The 23,534-nt window shown below is 51.3% G+C and carries 20 protein-coding genes and 2 riboswitches; of the genes, 17 read left to right on the top strand and 3 right to left on the bottom strand.

Features of this window, described 5'->3' with window-relative positions; genetic code table 11:
• Entirely contained in the window at window positions 1–1,098 is a 1,098-nt protein-coding gene (locus tag C2I18_RS02285; protein ID WP_249899676.1) for a GerAB/ArcD/ProY family transporter, read from the top strand.
• Here the strand turns inward: C2I18_RS02285 and C2I18_RS02280 are convergent, their stop codons facing one another.
• Window positions 1,099–1,326, bottom strand: a complete 228-nt coding sequence (locus C2I18_RS02280; RefSeq protein ID WP_249899675.1) for a YczF family membrane protein — start codon at window positions 1,324–1,326, stop codon at window positions 1,099–1,101. It lies immediately after the preceding gene.
• A 171-nt stretch (window positions 1,327–1,497) separates the two neighbouring features.
• Here C2I18_RS02280 and C2I18_RS02275 point away from each other — a divergent pair, with 171 nt between their 5' ends.
• The 4 genes from C2I18_RS02275 to C2I18_RS02260 all read left to right on the top strand — a co-directional run bounded on the left by C2I18_RS02275 (window position 1,498) and on the right by C2I18_RS02260 (window position 5,514).
• A complete protein-coding gene (locus C2I18_RS02275) occupies window positions 1,498–1,857 on the top strand; it encodes a (2Fe-2S) ferredoxin domain-containing protein (RefSeq protein ID WP_249899674.1) in 360 nt (119 codons plus the stop codon).
• Between the two features lie 105 nt (window positions 1,858–1,962).
• On the top strand, window positions 1,963–2,772 hold the full coding sequence (locus tag C2I18_RS02270; RefSeq protein ID WP_249899673.1) for a GNAT family N-acetyltransferase: 810 nt from the start codon (window positions 1,963–1,965) through the stop codon (window positions 2,770–2,772).
• 96 nt (window positions 2,773–2,868) lie between these two features.
• A complete protein-coding gene (locus C2I18_RS02265; protein WP_249899672.1) occupies window positions 2,869–4,023 on the top strand; it encodes an AI-2E family transporter in 1,155 nt (384 codons plus the stop codon).
• A gap of 18 nt (window positions 4,024–4,041) precedes the next feature.
• Window positions 4,042–5,514 carry a carboxylesterase/lipase family protein gene (locus C2I18_RS02260; protein ID WP_249901979.1) on the top strand — a complete coding sequence of 491 codons (1,473 nt, stop codon included), beginning with the start codon at window positions 4,042–4,044 and terminating at the stop codon, window positions 5,512–5,514.
• Between the two features lie 79 nt (window positions 5,515–5,593).
• On the opposite strand, the gene C2I18_RS02255 is transcribed toward C2I18_RS02260, so the two are convergent.
• On the bottom strand, window positions 5,594–6,769 hold the full coding sequence (locus tag C2I18_RS02255) for a PstS family phosphate ABC transporter substrate-binding protein (RefSeq protein WP_249899671.1): 1,176 nt from the start codon (window positions 6,767–6,769) through the stop codon (window positions 5,594–5,596).
• Window positions 6,770–6,945: 176 nt separating this feature from the next.
• A riboswitch (FMN riboswitch) is annotated at window positions 6,946–7,097 on the top strand.
• A 128-nt stretch (window positions 7,098–7,225) separates the two neighbouring features.
• On the opposite strand from C2I18_RS02255, the gene C2I18_RS02250 reads away from it, so the two are divergent.
• The 6 genes from C2I18_RS02250 (at window position 7,226) to C2I18_RS02225 (ending at window position 13,782) form a co-directional block, all read left to right on the top strand.
• Entirely contained in the window at window positions 7,226–8,179 is a 954-nt protein-coding gene (locus tag C2I18_RS02250) for a DMT family transporter (protein ID WP_249899670.1), read from the top strand.
• Window positions 8,180–8,403: 224 nt separating this feature from the next.
• Window positions 8,404–9,066: a stage V sporulation protein AA gene (locus C2I18_RS02245; protein ID WP_249899669.1), complete on the top strand. Its 663-nt coding sequence runs from the start codon at window positions 8,404–8,406 to the stop codon at window positions 9,064–9,066.
• Complete coding sequence (locus C2I18_RS02240) at window positions 9,063–9,488, top strand: stage V sporulation protein AB (RefSeq protein WP_249899668.1); 426 nt, start codon at window positions 9,063–9,065, stop codon at window positions 9,486–9,488. Before C2I18_RS02245 ends, C2I18_RS02240 begins: the two co-directional genes overlap by 4 nt.
• A gap of 466 nt (window positions 9,489–9,954) precedes the next feature.
• Window positions 9,955–11,661, top strand: coding sequence for a spore germination protein (locus C2I18_RS02235; protein ID WP_249901978.1), 1,707 nt, complete (start codon window positions 9,955–9,957; stop codon window positions 11,659–11,661).
• 193 nt (window positions 11,662–11,854) lie between these two features.
• Entirely contained in the window at window positions 11,855–13,189 is a 1,335-nt protein-coding gene (lysA, locus tag C2I18_RS02230) for a diaminopimelate decarboxylase (protein ID WP_249899667.1), read from the top strand.
• Window positions 13,190–13,353: 164 nt separating this feature from the next.
• A complete protein-coding gene (locus C2I18_RS02225) occupies window positions 13,354–13,782 on the top strand; it encodes a peptidylprolyl isomerase (RefSeq protein ID WP_249899666.1) in 429 nt (142 codons plus the stop codon).
• A 356-nt stretch (window positions 13,783–14,138) separates the two neighbouring features.
• Here C2I18_RS02225 and C2I18_RS02220 read toward each other — a convergent pair whose 3' ends face one another.
• Window positions 14,139–14,900 (bottom strand): YwaF family protein, encoded by a 762-nt coding sequence (locus C2I18_RS02220; protein WP_249899665.1) that lies wholly within the window; start codon window positions 14,898–14,900, stop codon window positions 14,139–14,141.
• A 379-nt stretch (window positions 14,901–15,279) separates the two neighbouring features.
• Between C2I18_RS02220 and C2I18_RS02215 the strand changes: the two genes are divergently transcribed.
• The 6 genes from C2I18_RS02215 to ribH all read left to right on the top strand — a co-directional run bounded on the left by C2I18_RS02215 (window position 15,280) and on the right by ribH (window position 23,478).
• Window positions 15,280–18,789, top strand: coding sequence for a collagen binding domain-containing protein (locus C2I18_RS02215; RefSeq protein WP_249899664.1), 3,510 nt, complete (start codon window positions 15,280–15,282; stop codon window positions 18,787–18,789).
• Window positions 18,790–18,941: 152 nt separating this feature from the next.
• The gene (mscL, locus tag C2I18_RS02210; RefSeq protein WP_249899663.1) at window positions 18,942–19,337 is read left to right on the top strand and encodes a large conductance mechanosensitive channel protein MscL; all 396 of its coding nucleotides are present in this window, start codon (window positions 18,942–18,944) and stop codon (window positions 19,335–19,337) included.
• Window positions 19,338–19,439: 102 nt separating this feature from the next.
• Window positions 19,440–19,611, top strand: a riboswitch (FMN riboswitch).
• A gap of 216 nt (window positions 19,612–19,827) precedes the next feature.
• Window positions 19,828–20,928 (top strand): bifunctional diaminohydroxyphosphoribosylaminopyrimidine deaminase/5-amino-6-(5-phosphoribosylamino)uracil reductase RibD, encoded by a 1,101-nt coding sequence (gene ribD, locus C2I18_RS02205; RefSeq protein WP_249899662.1) that lies wholly within the window; start codon window positions 19,828–19,830, stop codon window positions 20,926–20,928.
• A 33-nt stretch (window positions 20,929–20,961) separates the two neighbouring features.
• Window positions 20,962–21,630 carry a riboflavin synthase gene (locus C2I18_RS02200; RefSeq protein ID WP_249899661.1) on the top strand — a complete coding sequence of 223 codons (669 nt, stop codon included), beginning with the start codon at window positions 20,962–20,964 and terminating at the stop codon, window positions 21,628–21,630.
• A 59-nt stretch (window positions 21,631–21,689) separates the two neighbouring features.
• A complete protein-coding gene (locus C2I18_RS02195) occupies window positions 21,690–22,943 on the top strand; it encodes a bifunctional 3,4-dihydroxy-2-butanone-4-phosphate synthase/GTP cyclohydrolase II (RefSeq protein ID WP_249899660.1) in 1,254 nt (417 codons plus the stop codon).
• A 67-nt stretch (window positions 22,944–23,010) separates the two neighbouring features.
• The gene (ribH, locus tag C2I18_RS02190) at window positions 23,011–23,478 is read left to right on the top strand and encodes a 6,7-dimethyl-8-ribityllumazine synthase (protein ID WP_036727378.1); all 468 of its coding nucleotides are present in this window, start codon (window positions 23,011–23,013) and stop codon (window positions 23,476–23,478) included.
• Window positions 23,479–23,534: the final 56 nt, after the last annotated feature.

Raw genomic sequence — 23,534 nt, 5'->3', positions numbered from 1 at the left:
ATGAGAAAAGAGGTTATCGGTCCCACCCAGTTGTTTGCGATGATGATTCTGTTCGAACTGGGGACTGCAGTTGTCGTTCCTATAGGCCTGGAGAGCGGACATGCCGTCTGGCTCTCTATTCTTTTGGCCCTGCCGGGAGCGGTTGTGCTGTACCTGATTTATGCCGATTTGTATCATCAGTTTCCTGAGCTGACTATAAGCGGGTATACGCAAAAAATATTAGGCAAAAGGATCGGCTGGCCCCTGAGCCTGCTGTATCTGCCCATTCTGATGTATAACGGTTCGCGGAATCTGCGGGAAGCAGGCGATTTGTTGCTCTCCGCCTCCTATGACAGAACGCCTGTGTTTATTATCAATTCCATTATGGCCTTTGCTGTTATTTATATTCTGTACCTGGGCATTGAGGTCTTTGCGAGAACGGCGGAGATCTATTTTCTGATTATCGTCGGGCTGGGGCTGATCTGCTGTTTTGTGGTCATTGCTGCCGGTCTGGTCGAATTGGAGAATCTTTTTCCGGTTCACCCTGGGGAATGGCTGGAGGCAGTGGACTCGGCATATCCCAATATTCTGGTCTTCCCTTTCGGGGAGCTTGTCTGTTTTACAGCGATACTGCCCCATTTTAACAGCAGACGCAAAGCCAGGAAGGTCGGAATTCTCGCTGTGGTCTTAAGCGCATTTCTGCTCAGCTTTACCCATGCGGTCGAGATGTCCGTGCTGGGTACGGATATATACAGCAGAGCTACATTTCCGATGTTCACAACGATTACGCTGGTCAATGTGGCTAATTTTATCCAGCGGCTGGATGCTCTGGTGATTCTTACTCTGATTATCGGCGTTTTCTTTAAAATGTCGATTTATTGCTATGCTGCGGCAAGTATAACGGCGGACCTGTTCAAGATAAAGGACATACGCAGGCTGGTGGCGCCGGTGGGGGTTGTGGTTTTGTTCAGCTCTTTTGCCAGTGCGGAGAATTATCCGGTCCATATGAACGAAGGGGTTATTTTTCTGGAAAAGATTCTGCCGTTCCTTTGTATAGTCATTCCGGTTTTATTATTCATTGTGCACCGGGTGCGGCGTAAATTTAATTGGTATGCGTAGCTATTCGTCCCTGTCAGCAGTACGCTTCCGGGTATCGGCAATGATGGTGAGCACGGGAATGCACGCAAACAAACACATGCAGGCGGCTTCCTGAAAAGTAGTGGTGGCGAACACGGTGTAAAAAGAGTACAGCGACATCGCGAGAGTCATCCCCGACAAAATATCTACAAACACAAGAATAGAGCAGGTTAAGCAGGCAAGCAAAATATAAATGCTGAATATCTTCATAGGGCTAACCTCCGGGCTGTGAAATAATAAGGCAGCAGACTGTTTGAACCTGCGGTTATTATCCCCAGCAAGCTGGCCCGGTAGTCAACCTGTTGACGGCTATTCCCGAAATGTGCCGATTTTAGTATGCTTGAGTAACGGGGGATAGTTGAGCAGAAGGAGGACAAGAGGATGACGACCTGGAATTTGCAGGGGACAACAAGCCATTTGCTGATCTGTAACGGCAGCAGCTGCAAAAAACGCAAGGGCGAGGAAGTGGCTGAAGCGATAGAAGATGAGATTGAAAAGCAGGGGGCAGGAGCAAGCATCCATACCACAGTTACCCGCTGTAACGGGAGATGCTCGGATGCTTGCGTCATCATCGCTTACCCGGAAGGGGTCTGGTACAGGGACATGACGCCAAAAACGGGCAAAGCACTGGTCCGGAAGCTGGTGCAGGGACAGCAGCTGGAGGATAATGTGCTGTACACCTACAATAACGGACTGACCGCCGCCGGGGAAAAGGGGACCAAGGGCAAGAAGAAAAAGTAACTATAACATGAACTTGTATTAAACCGTCCAAGCTGGCGGTTTTTTGTTTATTTTTCCCAGGTGGAGGATTATGATTGACAGAAAGCCAGTTTGAGGAGGGTAATAATGTTCATAAATTTCGGTGTGAAGGACAGCATCCTGGACAGTGATGAATTCCGCCTTGAAGAGACCCGCTATAATCTCATTCACCGCATTACCGGGTACGATGGAGTGCTGAATCTTAAATCCGCTGATGGCCGGCTGATTCTGACCCAGTCTCCGGGCTTCAACCCCTGGCTATGGATTTCAGGCAAGCTGGTTCAGAGTATCCGGATGGATCGGGCAAGGGAGGCGGCAGAGTATCTGAAGGAGAAGGATTTTCCGGGAGTGTCTGCCGAAGCAGAGGTTGCAGAGGCTTTTGCAAAAGCCTACTGTAAGGCAAGAGGAAAGCTGTACCATACATATATGATCCTTGAAGCGTATTATTGTCCGCAGGTGGTACAGCCGCAAGGTGTGCCCGGACAGCCGCTGACGGCGGGAGCAGAACATATTGGGCTGATCGCGGAGTTTATGGCCCGGTTTGTGGAAGATGCGTTCGGCAGGAAGGAGGAGCGGGAGCATTTTCTTCCGCATGCTGAAGAGGCTGTACGGTCAGGCATTATTCATCTGTGGACTATTGATGGCGTTCCGGTATCCATGGCGGCGGTTGCCCACCGCTCGAAACGGCAGGCAAGAATTAATGATGTGTACACTCCGGAGAAGTACCGCAAACACGGGTATGCAAGCGCATTGGTGGCTGCACTCTGCGAAGGGCTGCTTCACGAGGGGCTAACCCCGGTGTTATACGCTGACGGCAGCAACCCCGACTCCAACAAGGTGTACCGCTCAATCGGCTTTACAGGGGCGGGAACAATTGCCGAGCTCAAGTTTGAATGAGAAATTTGACTTGCTGCCCCTGCGTTGACTATGCTAAGAAGAAGTGCAAATTATCACACTTTATGGATCTGTTTCTGGTAAGGGGGACCCGATAGGATGGAGAGGCTGCAGGTATGGCCGGAGAAATTTAAGAAGTTTTTTTTGAACAACAAATTTGTGGTGACGTTACTTATTGTATTACTGGTGGGACTAACCATTATGGTGTTCGCCAAGATACCGTTTATTTTCAAACCGGTGTCTGTTCTGCTGCACACGGTCGCTGCACCGCTGCTGCTCTCAGGAATTGCCTACTATCTGCTTAATCCGCTGGTAGACCGCATGGAGAAAAGAAGCCGGATCAAACGTGCCTACGGCATTGTTATCCTGTATCTGCTTATCGCCGGTATTGTTACGCTGATTCTGCTGACGGTTATTCCGATGATCCGGACGCAGCTGATGGGCTTAATTGATAACTTCCCTAAGTACAGCGAGCAGATTCAGGAGGAATTCATGAACCTGACCGGCAGCCAGCTGTTTGAACGGGTCCAGGAGAACATCGGCACAGATTTCACTGACATTACAAGCAGGGTGACGGAGTGGGGGACTACTTTTCTGAACAATGCAGTGAATGGTGTGGGGAATTTCGTCGGCGCAGTCACAGAGATTGTTCTGGCACTAGTCACAACACCGTTCATCCTGTTCTATCTGCTGCGGGACGGCAAAAGGCTTCCTGATTATCTGATGAGATTCATTCCGACCGCCCTCCAGCCGCAGACCCGTTTGGTGATGTCCGAAATGAACAGCCAGGTTGCATCCTACATACGCGGCCAGATTATCGTCAGCTGCTGCATCGGTGCGCTGCTCTATATTGGTTACCTCATTATCGGCCTGGAATACTCCCTCGTGCTGGCTATAGTTGCTGCCTGTACGGCGGTTGTCCCGTATCTGGGACCGGCCATTGCGATTACACCGGCACTTATCGTCGCACTCGTAACCTCGCCGTTTATGCTCGTGAAGATGATTATAGTCTGGACTGTGGTCCAGCTGGTGGAAGGCAAATTCATTTCACCGCAAATTATGGGCAAGTCGCTGAGAATTCATCCGATTACGATTATTTTTGTCATTATATTTGCCGGCAAAATGTTCGGTGTACTGGGTATTATCCTCGCTGTTCCGGGATATGCGCTGCTCAAGGTGGTTGTTACCCACTTGTTCCAGTGGTTCCGGTTCCGCTCCGGATTATATGAAGTGATTGAAGAAAACAAGGAATAAACCGAAAGGATGATTGAAATGACAGGACCCGTTGCAGCAACACAATACGGAAAGCTTCAGGGAGCTCACAGTGACGGGGTTAACGTCTGGCGGGGAGTACCTTTTGCGGCGCCGCCTGCAGGCAGTCTGCGTTTTCGTGCGCCGCAGCCGCCGGAGCCGTGGAGCGGGGTGAGGGAAGCGCTGGAGTTCGCTCCGGTCAGCCATCAGCCTGCAAGCACGAGCAGCATCCGCTTTGGCGGTACCACACCAGTCTACTCGGAAGACTGTCTGTATCTCAATGTCTGGTCTCCGGAGTCAGAAGATACGCTGCTTCCGGTAATGGTATGGATTCACGGCGGAACCTTTATTACGGGAGCAGGGAGCCAGCCGATGTTTGACGGTGCGGAAATGGCCAAAAAAGGTAAAGTCATCGTCGTAACGGTGAATTACCGGCTGGGGCCGTTCGGGTTCCTCCATCTGTCTCCGCTTGGCAGAGACCTGGCTTCTAATGCAGGCCTGCTGGATCAAATAGCCGCACTGAAATGGGTACAGGGCAATATCGCTGCTTTTGGCGGAGATCCCGGACGGGTGACGGTCTTCGGGGAGTCGGCAGGGAGCATGAGCATTGCTGCGCTGCTCGCCATGCCTGCTGCGAAGGGGCTGTTCTCAGGGGCGATTATGCAGAGCGGTGCCGCCCAGAGCTTAACAGGAGCGCAAGGGGAAGAGATCAGCAAAGCGCTGCTGGCAGAACTCGGTCTCGGGGGCGGCAGCGATCTGGCGCTGCTGGACACGCTTCCGGCAGAGCAGATTATGGCAGCCGCAGGCCGCATGGCTTATAAGCTGTCCGGCGGCAGCATGGGCATGTTCTTCCAGCCGGTCATTGACCCGGCAACCCTGCCGGCGGAGCCGGAACAAGCTGTTGCGGACGGAGCGGCAAGCGGAATTCCGCTGCTGATCGGCACTAATCTTCACGAAGGCAGCCTGTTCTTCCGGGAAGGGCAGGGCGGGCAGTTTGAGCAGTCGCTCAAAGCGCTGGAGCTGATGCTGGGAACGGGAGATCTGACAGAGATTGCCGCCCCTTATCCGAAATCCTGGGAAGGACAGGCAGAGCTTATGACAGACCTGTATTTCTGGGACCATTCCATCGCTTTTGCACAGAAGCAGCTGCCGCATGCGCCTGTCTGGATGTACCGGTTCGACTGGACCATTCCCGGACATCCGCTGCTGGGCAAGGCAGTTCACGGCGCAGAAATTTATTATGTATTTAACACACTGCCTTTGCTCAGGCTGTACGGGGTGACGATAACCCCTGCCATGGAAGCCGTGGCTGAGATTATGCAGCATGCCTGGACCTCATTTGCACACCGCGGAGAGCCTTCTGTGCCTGGACTGGACTGGCCGCAGTATGAGTGCGGGACACGCGCAACTCTGATCATTGACGAAGAGACAAGAATCGTGCCTGACCCGGATCAGGAGAAGCGCAGCCGGCTGCTGTCAGCAGCGGCGGATTAGAAAGTGATCTGGAACTTAAAGAAGCAGCTGCTCCTGTAAAGGGAGCGGCTGCTTTTTTAAGGTCCGTGGTGTGGGATCTTTATTTCAGTGAAGTATATCCTGTTTTCTCTACCAGCTCCTGGCCCTCAGCTGACTGGATCCATTCGATAAAAGGCCGGATGTTAGGATTGCTGCTCCCCGCCGTCACTGCATAAAATTCCGTTGCGAACGGATATTTCCCGCTGGTAATTCCCTGCTTGTCAGGCCGGACGCCGTCAATAGCCAGCAGCTTGATCTTATCATTCCCGTTCATCTCCGAGGCATAGAAGAGGAAACTGAAGCCCAGAGAGTTTTGGTAATTGCGGTAATTAGCCGTCCGGCTGATGATTCCGCTCATAACATCCGCGACATCCTCTTTAGGGGGCGTCATCAGGGTGGAGTCCTCCATGATTTTTTCGAGCATGGTCTGGCTGCCGCTGTCCTCGTCGCGCTGAAAGGCCCGGATCTTCTCGTTTTTGCCCCCGGCCTCCTTCCAGTTGGTGATTTCACCGGAGTAGATTTTTTTGATCTGCTCTGTGGTCAGACCGTCTACGGTATTATGGTTGTTGACGAAAAAGACAAAGGCTTCGCGGCCGACCGGGGTAAGCTGAAGCTCTTTTCCGGCACGTTTGGCTGCTTTTTGCTGGGAAACGGAAGGCGCGGCAGCGAAAATAATATCTGCCTCTCCGGCAATCAGCCGCTTGTAGGCTTCTGCTGTCGAGGAGCACAGAACGATTCCATCCTCATAGTCATAAGGCTGATAGTCATCCTGAGGGTAAACCGCCCGGACAAAAGCGGAGTATAGGGGGTAAAGGGCCGTTGCTCCGTCAAGCTTCGGAAGATTATCCCTGTCACCGATCCGGTAAGCAGCCGTCTGCCCGAGTGACACCGCTTTGGTGTTCTCTGCGAATGGTGTATAGTCACCCAGATATATTTCCTGTTCATTGACAGTGATACTGTTAATGTACGCTTTGTTGATTTCATACCCTGCAGTTGCGAGCAGGCACAGACCTGCAAAGCTGGCCATGATAATGCCGCGGACCCGCCGGGTCATCAGGTCAAAGATGGAGATGACGGCATACACCGCCAGTCCGCCTGCCACAATAAGGGTGAGCGGAGTATAGAATTTCATGCCCCCCAATACTGCAGTAATAAACGAGCCGATAAATGCGGCAAAGGCGATGGGGATGACAGCAAGAATAGAGTACAGCAGATTGGTCAAAAAAGATCTTTTCACAGCAGCCTCCTCGTTGGGTTTTTAGTAAAAAGTTGGCAGTCCTATATAGTATAACTTAATATACTGCTAACTTCTTCCACAAAAGTCTCCTATGAAAATAAAGAAAGTTTTCGTAAAAGACTGGACGAAATGAAAAAACAGAGTTATCCTAAGATTGTGAAAAATATAACGGAATACAAGATTCTCGGGGTAGGGTGAAATTCCCGACCGGCGGTGATGTTCAAAGCGAACTCAGCCCGCGACTCCTTTCTTCTTCCTTGGAAGAGGGAAGGACTGATCTGGTGACATTCCAGAGCCGACGGTAAAGTCCGGATGGGAGAGGATCAAAGAATAAGGACGATAGGGTTATTTCCCGATGGTCTTTATTGGTAATGGCCCCCGAGTGCTGTCCTTTTAAGGCAGTCCGGGGGCTTTTGGTCTCTTATCGAGGGTTTGTATCGACAAGGAGAATGATTTATGAGCAATGTAACGGCTTCATCCTCAAGTGTCCGCACCTCGCCTCTACGGAGCGGATTCTGGCTGGTAGTACTGGGGGCGGCCCTTTGGGGTGTCGATCCGCTGTTCCGCATCATCCTGCTGAAGTCGCTGACTTCTTCGCAGATCGTGCTATTGGAGCATGTGGTGCTGTTTCTGGCTGCTGCACCTGTATTGTGGCGCAACCGGGCGGATCTCAAAGGTATCCGGATGCGCCATGCCGCTGCGCTTCTGGTTGTGTCCTGGGGGGGATCTGCGGTAGCGACGATCCTGTTCACCAAAGCTCTGGCGACAGGCGACCTGAACGCGGTGCTGCTGCTGCAGAAGCTGCAGCCTATCTTTGCCATTGGTCTCGCCGCTATTCTTCTTAAAGAACGCCTTCCCAAAAACTTCGGTGTGTTAATTGCAGTTGCCTTGGCGGGAACTTATCTGCTGACCTTTGGCTGGACGGTACCTTTTGGCCATGTGAACAACTTCATCAGCATCGGCAGTGTAATGGCGCTCGGGGCGGCTGCGCTCTGGGGCGGTTCTACAGTAATGGGCCGTTATCTGCTGGGTTCCATGAAATACGAGACAGTTACTTCGCTGCGGTTCATTCTGGCTTTGCCGCTGCTGTTCGTTGTCACAGCCATGGAGGGAGCTCCTTGGCAGCTGGGCGGCGGATGGGGTGAAACAACGGCGGTTGCTGTAAACCTGCTGCTGCAGGCACTGCTGCCCGGGCTGCTGAGCATGCTGCTGTATTACAAAGGACTCAACACAACAAAAGCTTCGTTTGCCACCCTGGCTGAACTCAGCTTTCCGATGACAGGTATCATCATTAACTGGATTGTGTATCAGCAGCTTGTGACCCTGCCGCAGCTTGCCGGATTCGCATTGATCTGGACGGCGCTGTTCTTTATTTCCAATCAGCAGAGCCGGGAGACGGCAAAGCTGTAAAGCCTGTTCATTCATACCAGCCTGAGGGGACCGCCCCAGGGCTTTTGTATCATAAGAGAATGTTTCGTTCAGCTGCAGGCTGAAGGAGACATTCTCTTTTTTTTGCAAAAGAATCCGGTCTGTTTTTTGGCATGCTGAGTAAAAACAAGCCGTTACTCCCATACTACCGTTAATCTTGTCTTCCAACTCCGCTTTTGAGGACAAACCAGAGGAGGTACAAACGGATGAATACTCATTCGGCTCCCGCCGTTTATATACAGCTCAAGAACCGCATAATGGTGCCCAAAGGAAAAGGCGTGACACTCCGTGACGTCGCTTATATAATCACCGTCCCCGAATGGACAGAGCGCCTGTATTCGATCCTGCTGCTGCAGCCGGAGCACCGTGACGGCAATCTGATTCTGGTCGATCTGCTGATGATCATTCCGCGGATTCACGAGTTTTTGCCCGGGGCGGATATCCAGCTGATCGGAGAGGGGCGAACCATCGTGCAGGTGGAAAGTGCAGCTGATGTCCGCAAGCCTTCCATTGCCCTATTCGTGCTGGTATGGCTGCTGCTTTTTTTCGGATCGGCACTGACCATTATGAACTTTCATGCCGATGTCAGCATGCAGGAGGTACACATCCGGATTGTCGAGATGCTGACCGGCCGGCGGGATGAGCATCCTTATGTCTTCCAGATCGCTTATTCGCTGGGCATCGGATTCGGGATGGTAATCTTTTTCAATCATCTGTTCAAGAAAAAATGGAATGAGGAGCCGACTCCGCTGGAAGTGGAGATGTTCCTGTACCAGAAAAATATCGATCACTATGTAGTACATGAAGAGTACAGCAAAATGAACCTGAGCGGGGAGAAACCACCCTCTGCCGGAGGCGGTGGGACATGACTGCACCTGTCACGCTGGGAATACACCTGCTGCTGGGCATTGCAGGCGGGATTGCGGTCGGCGGCGGGGTGATCGCGCTATTTATCGTCCTTGATATCGTGCCCCGGCTGGCCCAGCTGACTTCCTCTTACAATAAAGTGCACTGGTATGAAGGAGCAATGGTCGGAGGCTCTTTGATCGGTACAGTAAGTGATTTCTGGAACTGGAGCATCACTTCGGGCCCGCTGGTTGAACTGGGGGTAGGACTTTTAGACGGAATATTTATCGGCATGCTGGCAGCTGCGCTGACGGAAGTGCTGAATGTTCTGCCGATTTTAGCCAAACGCCTGTACATGACACATTATATGTTCGGGCTGTTGATGGCCATGGTATGCGGGAAAGTCGCAGGTTCTTTGTTTGACTGGTTTGTGTACCAGAGATGAACATACGGACAGAAATGAAAGGAGTTACGGAGTAATGAAATACATTCATAGCGGCGACCAGATGGAGGATAAGAAGGAAAAAGAGACGGCGGATGAACCGCCGGTGAACGGGACCGGAGAAGAAGGTAACACGCATCCGGGCAGGCACGAAGATATCCAAACCTCAGCCAGTGATGATTATGCGGGCACTTCAGCCAGTGATGGAGAGGCGGCAGAGGCAAACGGCGGTGAGGAGCAGCAAGAGAAGGGTCCGGGAGAGGCGGATTCCGGAGCACAGGCGAAGGGCAAAAAAGGTTTTTTAGCAGAGCTGTTCAGCACCGATCCCGAACCGGAGGACTCCCCGGAAGGAAAGTCCGGCCAGGGCGATATGGAAGCAGCGGATGAACTGGGCGCAGAGGATACAGAGGAACAGGAAGGCGGTGAGAAAAAGGGTTTTTTCGCCCGGTTATTCGGAGATGATTCGGATATGGAAGAGGATGACGAGCCTGACGGACGTCAGAATAAGCAGGCACAAGGGGACAGCGGCAAAGAGGCAGAAGCCAAGAAACAGAAGCCGGAGAATCATCATAAAAAGAGCAGAAAGCAGGCAAAGCAGGACGAAGAAAAATCCCGGGCCTCCAAAGACCCGCATCAGAAGAAGCGCGATCAAGAATACTCCAATTCCCTTGAGGAGTCGGTTATCTACTGGCAGGGGACAGATAAAATCTTGCCGAGTCTTGAGAAAACAAGAGGTACCTTGACTGAAGTGATGGGGCTCGGCTCTTCTTTTGATATTGTGTTCCGGGAAATGTCCTTTGGCGGACAGAAGCTGGCCCTGCTGTGCATCAGCGGATTTGCCAAGGACACAATCATCGACGAGATTCTGAAGCGCCTGTCTTATTTGACACCGGACAATGTATCCGGGGATGTGCTGGCCACTTTCATGACGGAGTATATTCCTCACCTGCAGGTTGAAAAGGGAGAGCTCCTGAGCGAAGCGGTCAACAAGGTCCTCACCGGAATGAGCGTCTTTTTCATAGAAGGCGAGAGCCAGGTTATCATAATGGATACCCGCTCTTATCCTTCCCGCAGCCCTGACGAGCCCTCCATTGAACGGGTGGTCCGGGGGGCGCGGGACGGGTTTACAGAGACGCTGCTCAGCAACGTGGCACTGGTGCGCAGGCGTGTCCGCGATCCCGGACTGAAATATGAGATGCACCAGGTCGGCCGCCGGACAAGAACCGATGTATGCGTGGCCTATATCGACGATATCGTGGACAAGGCCCAGGTTAAGGCGGTTACGGACAAAATCAAAAGCATTGATATGGACGGCATTCCGCTGTCCGACAAGCAGCTGGAGGAGGCGCTCGTCGGAGCAGGCTGGAATCCTTACCCGATGGTAAGGTACTCCGAGCGCCCGGATGTGGTAGCCTCACATCTGCTGGAGGGCCGGGTGGTGGTCTTCGTGGATACTTCACCGAGTGTCATGGTGCTGCCGACCACATTTTTTGACTTGTGCCAGCATGCGGAGGAGAACCGGCAGACACCGTTTATGGGAACCTATCTGCGCTGGGTGCGGTTTATCGGGATATTTGCCTCCCTGTTTATCCTGCCGCTCTGGATGCTGATGGTTATTCATCCGGAGCTCAAGCCGGCGATGCTGGAATTCATCGGGCCGCAAAAGAGTGCAAAAATTCCGATTCTGGCCCAGTTCCTCATTGTGGAGCTGGGGGTTGATCTTCTGCGGATGGCAGCGGTGCATACGCCGACTCCACTCGGCTCGGCAATGGGCCTTATTGCTGCCATACTGATCGGCGACATTGCTGTACAGACCGGTCTGTTTGTTAACGAGGTGGTTCTGTACATGGCGGTTGCCTCGATCGGAATGTTCGCAACCCCAAGCTATGAGCTGGGGCTTGCCAACCGGATTGTCAGGCTTGTGCTGCTGCTGGCCGTGGCCGCTTTTCAGGTACAGGGACTGGTTATCGGCACGACGCTGCTTATCATTCTGCTGACAACACACCGGTCATATAATTCTTCATATTTGTGGCCGTTCATACCTTTTAATGCAAAAGCAATGGGAGCGATCATCCTGCGCCAGCCGGTGCTCAGCTCCAAAACAAGGCCATCCTTCAACAAAACAAGAGATAATACAAGGATGCGGCCTGTCGGGGATAAGGAGAAACAGCCGTAAGAAAATACAAATCAACTGCAAATTAATCCATTCTTTGGTGTTCCCTCTGTCTGGTATACTGAATACACTAAATAGCTCCTGACATTATGCGTTTCCTGTAACCACTGAGCATCAGCAGGAACGCCAGGGAGCCCTATCACATACAATAGACAGGGTGGAATAGGATATTCCACGGAAATTGGAGGATTGAGCAATGTTTTTACACGGGACGAGCCGAATCAATGATGCCGGGCATTTGGAAATCGGCGGGTGTGATGTCACAGAACTGAAGGCGGAGTATGGTACCCCGCTATATATAATGGACGAGCAATTGGTCCGGCGCCGCTGCCGCGAGTACATGGATGCGTTCAAAGCATCCGGTCTCGGCTTCCAGGTCGCTTATGCCAGCAAGGCTTTTTCAGTGATGGCGATGTGCCGTTTGGCTGATGAGGAAGGATTGTCGCTTGACGTGGTATCTGACGGTGAATTGTATACCGCTCTGCAGGCAGGATTTCCTGCGGAACGTATTCATTTCCACGGCAACAACAAGACACCGGACGAAATTGAAATGGCTCTTGATGCCGGCATCGGCTGCTTCGTAGTGGATAATCTGGTGGAACTCAGCCTGCTGCAGGCTATTGCGGCAAGCAAGGAAGTATCCGTTAACATTCTGCTGCGCGTGACTCCGGGCGTTGAGGCGCATGCCCATCATGCTTATGCTTCCACAGGCCAGACCGATTCAAAATTCGGATTTGACATCGGTAACGGTTCAGCACTTGAAGCGGTGCGCCTTGCATCAGAGCAGGCCAATCTGGTGCTGCTGGGTGTGCATTCGCATATCGGATCGCAGATTTTTGAAACGGAAGGCTTCCAGCTTGCTGTAGAACGGATCGCTGAATTTACGCGTAAAGTGAAAGAAGATCTCAGCGTGGATTTCCCGGTCGTCAATCTCGGCGGCGGCTTCGGTATCCGGTATGTAGACGGCGACACACCGCTGCAGGTATCGGAATATGTTGCAGCAATCACTGATGCGGTGAAGACACACTTTGCCGGAATCAGCGATAAACTGCCGGAAATCTGGGTTGAACCGGGCCGCAGTATTGTCGGGGATGCAGGAACAACTCTTTATACTGTAGGAACTAACAAGGAAATACCGGGTGTGCGCAAATATGTAGCTGTTGACGGCGGCATGACCGATAATCCGCGCCCGGCACTGTATGAATCCAAATACGAGGCGCTGCTGGCCAACCGTGCCACCGAGCCGAACGAAGAAACGGTCTCCATTGCCGGCAAATGCTGCGAGAGCGGCGACATGCTGATCTATGATGTAGAGCTTCCGAAGGTACAGAGCGGGGATCTGCTCGCTGTGGCCTGCACCGGAGCATACAACTATTCCATGGCCAGCAACTATAACCGGATCCGCCGCCCGGCGGTGGTCTTCGTTCAGGACGGCCAGAGCGATTTGGTGGTGCGCCGCGAGAGCCATCAGGACATTATCGCCAACGATATTGTGCCGCAGCGTATCGCCAAGCAGGCTGCATTGAAGTAATCACTGCAGGCTGAACCTGCTTCTCGGAAATAGCATGAAGGAAGCAGGCGGGAGAGAGATCCCGCCTGCTTTGCTTTGTGCGTGATTTCATAGTACACTAAGACAAGTGTTATACCTCTGAAAGCAATACACATAATATCAGATATGGGAAAGGGAAGTGTACAATGAAAAAGGGAACAATTGAATTAGAAAACGGCGGAGTAATTGAAATAGAATTTTTTGATCAGGATGCACCTAACACAGTAGCCAACTTTGAGAAGCTGGCAAATGAAGGATTTTACAACGGACTGGTATTCCACCGTGTAATTCCTGGTTTCGTTGCTCAAGGCGGATGCCCGAACGGCACCGGCACTGGCGGTCCTGGATACACTATCAACTGCGAAATCAATCCGAACAAGCATGAGCGCGGAGTGCTCGCTATGGCACACGCAGGTAAGAATACAGGCGGCAGCCAATTCTATATTACTTATGCTCCACAACCACATTTGGATGGTGTTCACACTGTATTTGGTAAAATCACCAAGGGCATGGACCTGGTTGATGAATTCAAAGGCAGAGACAAAATGAAAGAAGTTAAGGTATTTGAAGCTTAATAAGCTGCCATATAAAACAAAGCCCCCGGATGGATTATTTCCATCGGGGGTTTTGTTGTTACAAGGGCCAAGGCAGATAAGTGTAATTTCTGCATTTAAAAGACTGCTCAAACCCCCGATTAGGCACTTTAGATGTATTTTGTACAATTAAAAATGGCTTAGAGTCTTCGATTAGAGAAAATGGGGGTTTTTAGCTGCACAGAATGCAAGTAAAACCTTCCTGGAGCAAAAAGAGCCCGGTCCAGCTGTATAAAATACAGTTAAAGTACAGGAGGGCTCGTTACAACAAAACGCAGTCTATGAGGACAGCCCTGATGGTTATATTGCCGGGTGCTGTTTTTTGCGTGTTATGGCAATTATATATCCCCGCTGCTGCGGGTTTGCACGGGAATACGGCTGCTGCGCTGCGGGAGCCAAAAGAACACGAGATACATAAGCAGAAAGAGGATAAGGGCAAAGGCTTCTTCAACCAGCAGATAGTAAGGATAAGGCCCGAAATAGTCCAGAACCGAAAAGGTACTTGGTTTATGCGCCAGAAACATATAGTTGGAGCCAAGCATTGTATTGGCGGCATAAACACAGGCTGCGACAATGTTCAGGCAGAGCATGGTGAAGAAGACCGACCGTAAGGTCGGCTTGTAACCTTCTACCCAGGTCATGTACAGGGAAGCCAGAACTATAGCACCATGAGCCGCAAAAAACAGCAGGAAACGGAAATGCGGAAACGGATAGACGAGATTGGGCGTAAGCAGGGCTATGCCGGCTCCGCCGATCCCGGCAAAGTAAAGAAAAGAATACAGCAGGCGGCTGCGGGTAAGCAGCATCACGGCGGACAAGAGCAGGGTGATTCCGCACAGCTCAAGCGGCAGCGATAAACCGTTCTTCCAGATGTCCTGGGAGAGATACCATATATGCAGCGCAGCTTCGGAGGAGAGCAGCAGGCCTGCCAGCAGAATACGGAACAGTTTCCTGCGTGCCGGATGGGAGCGCAGTGCATTCCGGTTAATGTAGAGCAGTATACATATCAAAATAACAACGGCCAGTGCTATGAAGTGAGAAGGTGAGAACATGGCAAAATCAGTCTCATGTCTCCGGTCAAAAAAGGCTGCAGCATTCACGGGCTTCTCTCCCTGTAACCAATTTAATTGACTTTTCAAAATAAATTAACGGATTGCAACATTATCTGATTCTACAGCACTATACTTAGGTGATATAAGTATATAACGCTCTTGCGGACCAGAAAAGGAAGATATTCCTGATTCCTGTAATCTAACATACGACGGACGGAGGATGCCCGAATACATAACTGGGATTAAGTGAATGAGTGTTATACCCTGTCATTTCATGGTCAGGCCTTTATTTTGTTGTGTCATAGGCAGCTGTATCCATTGTTCATCCAGCATTTTCTGAAATAGAGCATGAAAAAGCAGCGGGCGAATATGCTGCAAGAGGGATGAAGATTTGCAAAATTAATTGAGAATTGGGGGATTCCGCGGAATGGTAAAAAGAAGAGTCAATATTGCAATTGTGTTTCTGATGCTTATTGTGCAGGTAGCATACAGCATCGGGTTTACTACGCAGGCAACAGCTGCGGGGATTGAAGCCGACAGAGATATTATTACAAGTGTCTCTATGGCAGTCTACGGACCTGACGGGCAGACCGTTACAGGCGATGTCTATGATGTAGAATCCACTGTCAGTTTGGATTACACCTGGTCGCTGCCTGATGGACACGGGTATGTGAGCGGCGATACCTTCACGCTCCTCCTTCCTGAACAGTTCCAGCTCTACAACGATATCGGAGGCACCCTCGTGTCGGACGACGGTGAAGTGGGCAGCTTCACGGTCAGCCAATCCACACATCAGGTTGTGATGACCTTTAACGGTTATATCGAGAATCACGCCAATGTGCAGGGAACCCTGAGAATCAATACCAAGTTTGACAAAACAAAAATTCCCGGCAGCGGAGTAGAAGAAATTCTGTTCCCTGTAAATGGCGGCACGCAGAGCATAGTCGTCAGCTTCAGGCCGGAGGTTGGCAGTACGATTGAGAAACAAGGCTCCTCAAGCGGATACAACGCATCCACGATCCAATGGACAGTTGATGTGAACAAGAAGCTGGAGACAGTAGCTGGCGCAGCAGTAACTGATCCGATTCCGGCAGGACTGGCGATGGACAGTACAGTTACCCTGGCCGTATATGCGCTGACTGTGCAGCTTGACGGTTCTGTCGTACAGGGTGCTCCTGTTGACAGCAGCAAGTATACCGCTGAGGTGAGTGATGGTGTGCTGCAGGTTCGATTCACCGATTCTGCAATCAGCAGCGCTTACCGGATCGCATACACTACGGCGATATCCTCGGAGACTAAGCATACCTTTACCAATACGGCCACGTTTACAGGTGAAGGCCGGACACCAGCCAGTTCTTCGGCAACGGTGACTGTAGAGCGCGGAGGCACACTGAAAAAAATGTCCGCCGGCTACGAGTGGAACACTCAGACCGTTTCCTGGGCTATTGAATATAACTACAACAGCAAGTCCATTCCACAGGTAAATGCTGTTTTGGAAGATCTCTTCGATGAATCGCATGAGCTTATTGCAGGTTCTCTGAAGGTCTATCCGGTAGTCCTGAATTCAGCTGGAAATGCCGTTAAGGGCCAGACGCTTACCGAGAATACGGATTATTCCGTAACGGATATTACTGCAGCCGGTAAAAAAGGCTTTAAACTGCAGTTCGCAAATGATCTGACCTCGCCTTACCGGATTGAATATAAAATTAAAGCTGCAGACCGTGTATTCGAGGATACTGTTATTACAAACACGGTAACAGAAGGCACTTATTCATCCAGTGCAACGCAGCTTGTACGTCCGGCTATTATCTATAAGAACTTGTCGGGGATTGACTACAAGAACAAAACAACAGACTGGAAAATCACCTTCAACTTTGATGGTTACCCGATGGATAATGTAGTCGTAACTGACAGCTTCCCTTCAGGAGGACAGAAGTTTGTTCCGGATTCCATTGTCGTAAGAGACAGCAAAGGGAAAGTGCTGGACTCCTCTGCATACACACTGGACTATAAAACGCCAGTGGAGCCTAACGCAAGCTTCACAGTGAAGTTCGCTTCAGCGATTTCCGGATATTACACGATCACATACCAGACCCAGTTCAGCAATGACTGGCTGACGGGAAGTTCGGACAATTTCCTCAACCGGGCGCGGATTGACTGGATTGACAGCAAAGGCATTGCCCGCTGGACGCACGCTGACGGATTATTCATTCCCCGCGCGGAAGTGAAAAAGAACGGATTCAAAACTGGTTCTTACAATGCGGCAGCCAAAGAAATTACCTGGACTGTGGGTGCCAACTATAACGGTAAGGAAATTGCTGATCCCGTATTGACGGATCTTTTGACTGCGGGACAGACGCTGGTACCGGGTTCCCTCAAAATTTATGATATGAATATCGACACCAAAGGCAACTCAACAAAAGGATCTGAAATCAGTAATACAGCTTATACCTATACTGTCAGCAGCAGCAACGAATTGAAGGTTGAATTTGCAGATGCTATTAATAAGCCTTATTTTATTGAGTTCAACACCTCGCTTGCGGGCCAGCTTATAGATAAAATGATTACCAATACTGCGCAGCTGCGGGATGGCGCCAAGAAGGTGTCCAAGGATCTAACGGCCACCCTGGAGATCCGGCACGGCGGTGAGTATATCTACAAGAATGGTCTGCAAAACGGCGACAAGGTGAATTGGAGCATAGCAATTAACCGTACGCAGTCCTTTGTTAAGGATGCCAAGATCGTAGACGTTCCAAGCACCAACCAGATCCTTCTGCCGGATACGTTCCATCTGTACCCGACTGCAGTCTCCGCAGCCGGAGAAGTTACCAAATCCGGACCGAAACTGGTTAAGGATATCGATTATACACTGAACCTCATCACTGATGCAGCGGGCAACCGCAGCTTTGAATTGAGCTTCACCCGGGATATAAGCACTGCATTTATCCTGGAATATCAGTCGCTGATTGTTGCAAATACCGGTGATAAGCTGGTTAATACTGTGAATTTCAGCGGTAACAATGCTGTGCTTGTGGAGAAGGATACAAGTACAGAAGTAATCGTTGGCGTATCCAGCGGTTCGGGTACAGGCAGCGGTGAACGAGGATCGCTGGCCGTCAAGAAGGTTGATGCTGTAAATGTGGATAGACCGCTTGCGGGTGCAGTCTTTGAACTGTACCGTGTGAATGGTACAGAGCGTGTGTTGGTTAACACCGTTACTACAGACGCAGAAGGCAGTGCTGTATTTAATAATCTCTGGCTTGGCGGGTATGTGTTGATCGAGAAGGCAGCGCCTCAGGGATATCTGCTGGACGGCAAAGAGTACCCGGTTACAATCGGCTCCGCGGCCCGGGTGAATCTGACTGTGCTTAACGCAGAGGAGGTGCCGGTGCCTACAACAACACCTACTCCGGTGCCTACAGAATCTGCAGCACCTACAGAGTCTCCGGGAGGAGGAACGGTAACTCCTGCTCCGACAGAGGGCCCGGTAGCAACATCCACGGCATCTCCGGTGCCGACTTCACCGGTAACACCAGGTGTTCCTGGCGGAACTCCAACTTCAGGTACAACAGGGCCAGTAGTTCCGGGAGTCATTGTTGATGACGATGAAATTCCGGGAGGTGCCGTACCTGTTCCGGCAGCCACTCCTTCACCGGCAGTAACGCCGTCTACACCACTTGTACCGGGTGAAGAAATTGCAACTGATGACGATATCCCGCTGGGTGGCGTTGACATTGAAGATGACGGCATTCCGCAAGGCGGAGTGGACATTGAGGACGATGACATCCCTCAAGGAACAGTAACAAACCAGGCAGGCGGTATGCTGCCGCAGACAGGCGAGAACAGCCCGATGCCTATTTACCTCACCGGTATGGCTTTGATTCTGGCCGGAGTAATACTCAGCCGTGTGTTCAAACGCGGCAACAAACAGGAATAGCAATCATCCGCTGAACGGATAGAGATCAGCGGATGCAGAAGAGCCCGCGGCAGGGATGCCGCGGGCTCTTTAGTGAGTTATACCGCTGCTTGGTCATCTGCAGGATGGGTGCTATAATAACTTCAACTTTTAAAGTACCGGAGGGAAGAAGAATGTGGAAAGAATTTAAAAGCTTTGCCATGAAGGGCAATGTGCTGGATCTTGCTGTGGCAGTCGTCATCGGGGCGGCCTTCGGCAAAATCGTCACTTCGCTTGTTAATGATATCATTATGCCGCTAGTAGGTTTGCTTAGCGGAGGGATTAATTTGAAAGGGCTGTCTTTTGTATACGGGGATGTGAATCTGAACTATGGCCTGTTCCTGCAGTCTGTGGTTGATTTTTTTATCATTTCCTTTTCCATCTTCATGGTTGTAAGGCTGATCGGCAAATTCAGGTATAAGGATACAGTGAAAGTAGAGGTTGTCGAGACACCTGCACCGGCACCTGAAGTGGCCCTTTTGACTGAAATCCGTGATTTGCTCCGGGCAGATAAACAAGGTGAAAGGTAGTATGCAAGTTACAAAAAATAAGTAAATTTCATAAATGCACTTGCAATTATGATGGTGAAGTGATAATTTTGTTGTAGGCAAAATTATTGTCAACTGAATATATCAATCCTTCAGGGCAGGGTGTAATTCCCTACCGGCGGTGATGCTGTGCATAAGGGCTGTAATATGCCCTCTGCTAAGCTTAGTCCGCTACCCGCTCCGTAATTTCTTTATGGACGGTGGACCCGGTGCAAATCCGGGACCGACAGTATAGTCTGGATGGAAGAAGGAGAGATCGTCGTCATGCGCTTATACAGGCAGGCGTACTGCAGTGTTTTTGAATATTATGTGCGAACTTTCACAATCTTTGGATTGTGATGTTATTTACGCACCATTTTATTAGTGCTGCCGGCAAACTCTCGTATATCCCGTCTTGAACTCCTCCTGGAGATTGAGACGGGTTTTTTCTGTTTGGACCAGAAATAATTTCACTAAAGATTGGGGGCAAATCATGGATACGATGAACGATGAGTTTTATATGTCGCTGGCGCTGGATATGGCAGAGCGTGCTCAAGGACAGACAGGCATTAATCCGGTTGTAGGCTGCGTAGTCGTAAAGGACGGGGCCATGATCGGCCTGGGTACCCACCTGCAGCGCGGGACAGGCCACGCCGAAGTGCATGCGCTGAATATGGCCGCAGGTAAAGCGCAGGGCAGTACGGCATACGTAACCCTTGAGCCCTGCAGCCATTACGGGATAACGCCACCCTGCAGCCAGCGGCTGATTGACGAGGGCGTTGCGCGGGTAGTAGTTGCCTGTGAGGACCCCAATCCGCAGGTGGCTGGCAGGGGAATTGCCATGCTGCGCGAGCAGGGGATTGATGTGGAGGTAGGGCTGCTGCGCAGCCGGGCTTTGCGGCTGAATGAGAAATTCATCAAGTACATTCTGACCAGGCAGCCTTTTGTCACGCTGAAGAGTGCAAGTACGCTGGATGGTAAGATTGCCACCCGTACCGGAGACAGCAAGTGGATATCAAACGGGCAGGCCCGGGAGATCGTACATACACTGCGGCACCGTCATCAAGGAATTATGGTCGGCGTAAATACAGTTATTGCCGATAATCCTTCACTGACGACAAGAATGCAGGTGCCGGGGTTCAATCCGATCCGGATTGTGGTCGACTCTTCCCTGCGTATTCCGCTGGAGTCCGCTGTCGTGAGTGACGGACTGGCACCAACCGTTGTCATAACAACGGAAGCAGCGGATCAGGAGAAACATGCTGCGCTGCTAAGTGCAGATGTTCAGGTTGTAGTCGTCGGTCCAGGGCCGCGTGTTGATTTGCAGGCTGCCATGACCGCGCTGGGTGAGCTTGAGATCGGTTCAATCCTGCTGGAAGGCGGCGGCACACTGAACGGCGCCATGCTGGCAGGCGGGCTCGTTGACCGCGTCATTCTGTTCTTTGCTCCGAAGCTTGTCGGAGGGGGAACAGCTGCTGCCGGAACCTTTGAGTTTGAAGGTGTGGAGAAGATGTCTGATGCTATTACCCTGGAAGGATTGGAAGTGGAAGTGCTCGGGGATAATGTGTGTATCAGCGGTACTCCGATCCGCTAGGCGGAAGCTAACCATTTTTAAGGAGGGGATAGTATGTTCACCGGACTGGTAGAGGAGGTTGGCGTTCTCCGCGGCGTTACAAGCGGGGGCGAAATGATGGTGCTGAATATCGGCGCCTCTGTCATCATGGATGATCTCAAAATCGGCGACAGCGTATCCGTCAACGGTGTCTGCCTGACGGCTACGTCCCTCGGGAGCCATTCTTTTACCGTTGATGTTATGCCGCAGACCTACCGCAACAGCAATTTGAAGGAGCTGCGCACCGGAAGCAAAATGAACCTCGAACGGGCGATGGCTGCAGGCGGGCGTTTTGGCGGCCATATTGTGCAGGGCCATGTGGATGGGACTGGAGAGATACGCAGTATCAAGCGGGACCAGAACGCAGTAGTGTTCGAGATTGTTCCGGACCGCGGATCGTTGTTCAAGTACATTATTCCCAAAGGCTCCATTACGATTGACGGCATCAGCCTTACGGTAGTGAATACCAGTGCATCAGCGTTCACAGTTTCCATTATTCCGCACACGCTTGGTGAGACGGTGCTTAACCATAAGCGTTCAGGTGACAGCGTGAATATTGAATGTGATGTGCTCGGCAAATATGTGGATCATCTGCTGCATTACGGTTCCCGTTCCGGGGCCGGAGAAGAAGAGAGCAGCTCCCGGATCAGCCATGATTTTCTGGCGGCCAACGGATTTGTATAAATTATTAGAAGGCTTGTACCTGCGTGAATAGGGGGCAAGCGATAAGGAGGACAGTTACAATGAGCCAAGAAGCCAAACAGGACAGCGTCCTGGACCGGGTTGAAGACGCCATCTATGATTTGATGCGCGGCAAGGTGATTATTGTTGTCGATGATGAAGACCGTGAGAATGAAGGTGACTTTATCGCACTTGCCGAACGTGCCACACCGGAGGTGATCAACTTTATGATCACGGAAGGGCGCGGCCTTGTCTGCCTGCCGATCACGGCGGAGCGGGCAGAGGAGCTGGACCTGCAGCCAATGGTGAGCCAGAATACGGATTACCATGGAACCGCCTTTACCGTATCCATTGACCATAAGGATACTACGACCGGAATTTCTGCTGCTGAACGTTCCATGACGATCAAAGCCATTATGGACCCCAACGCCAAAGCATCCGATTTCCGCAGACCGGGCCACATGTTCCCGCTGATCGCCAAAAAAGGCGGAGTGCTGCGCCGTGCCGGACATACCGAAGCTGCTGTCGATCTGGCCCGCATGTGCGGCGCTTACCCGTCCGGCGTGATCTGTGAAGTGGTTAAGGCCGACGGTACGATGGCCCGTCTGCCGGATCTGGTGGAGATCGCCAAAAAGCATGACCTCAAGCTGATCAGCATCAAGGATCTCATCCATTACCGCAACGAGAAGGAGCACCTGGTTACCCGTGAGGTGTCTGTGAACCTGCCGACCGATTTCGGCGTCTTCCAGACTGTCGCTTATACGAATGAGGTGGACGATAAGGAGCATGTAGCCTTGGTCAAAGGCGATCTGTCCGGTGATGAGCCGGTACTAGTACGCGTGCATTCCGAGTGCCTTACAGGAGATGTATTCCACTCCCACCGCTGCGACTGCGGTCCGCAGTTTGAAGCGGCGCTGCGCCAGATCGAAGCTGCCGGCAGAGGCGTCCTGCTCTATATGCGCCAGGAAGGCAGAGGCATCGGCCTGATCAACAAGCTGCGGGCTTACAAGCTTCAGGAAGAAGGGCTTGATACTGTGGATGCGAACCTGAAGCTGGGCTTCCCCGCCGATCTCCGTGATTACGGCATCGGGGCACAGATCCTGAAGGACCTCGGCATTTCCAAAATCAAGCTGCTGACCAACAACCCCCGCAAGATCAAGGGACTGGAAGGCTACGGCCTTGAAATTGTGGAGCGTGTGCCGATTCAAATGCCGGAGAACAAGGACAATACGAATTACCTGCATACGAAGCAGTCGAAGCTGGGGCATCTGCTTACTTTTGACAGCATTGAACAGAATGAGGATTCGAAGATTTAAACTTTGTTTAACGGATTCACTTGATTTACTAATTTACTAATTTACTAATGAAGGGTTGATGAAGAGAATGCCGAATTATTTTGAAGGACATTTAGTTTCTGAAGGGTTAAAATACGGGGTAGTCGTAGGACGTTTCAATGAGTTTATTACCAGCAAGCTGCTGTCCGGAGCACTGGATGCTTTTAAACGCCACGGTGTAGCCGACGATGAAGTCGATGTAGCCTGGGTACCGGGAGTGTTCGAAATTCCGCTGATTGCCCAAAAAATGGCGGAAAGCGGCAAATATGATGCCGTAATCACCCTGGGTACTGTGATCCGCGGATCTACAACCCATTATGATTATGTCTGCAATGAAGTAGCCAAAGGGGTGGCTGCGATCAATCTCAAAACCGGAGTTCCGACGATCTTTGGTGTGGTAACGACCGAGAATATTGAGCAGGCCATCGAACGTTCCGGAACCAAAGCAGGCAACAAGGGCTGGGATGCAGCTACTGCTGCCATTGAAATGGCAAACCTTAACAAGCTCTTCAAATAAGACAGCCTCTTGACGAAACGACAATATTCGTGCTTATTTATAAGTATAAGAAGAAA

The sequence above is a fragment of the Paenibacillus sp. PK3_47 genome (genome assembly GCF_023520895.1).
GTDB lineage: Bacteria > Bacillota > Bacilli > Paenibacillales > Paenibacillaceae > Paenibacillus_AQ.
Note: the sequence above shows the minus strand (reverse complement) of the source record. Positions and strands in the feature narration are given on the sequence as shown.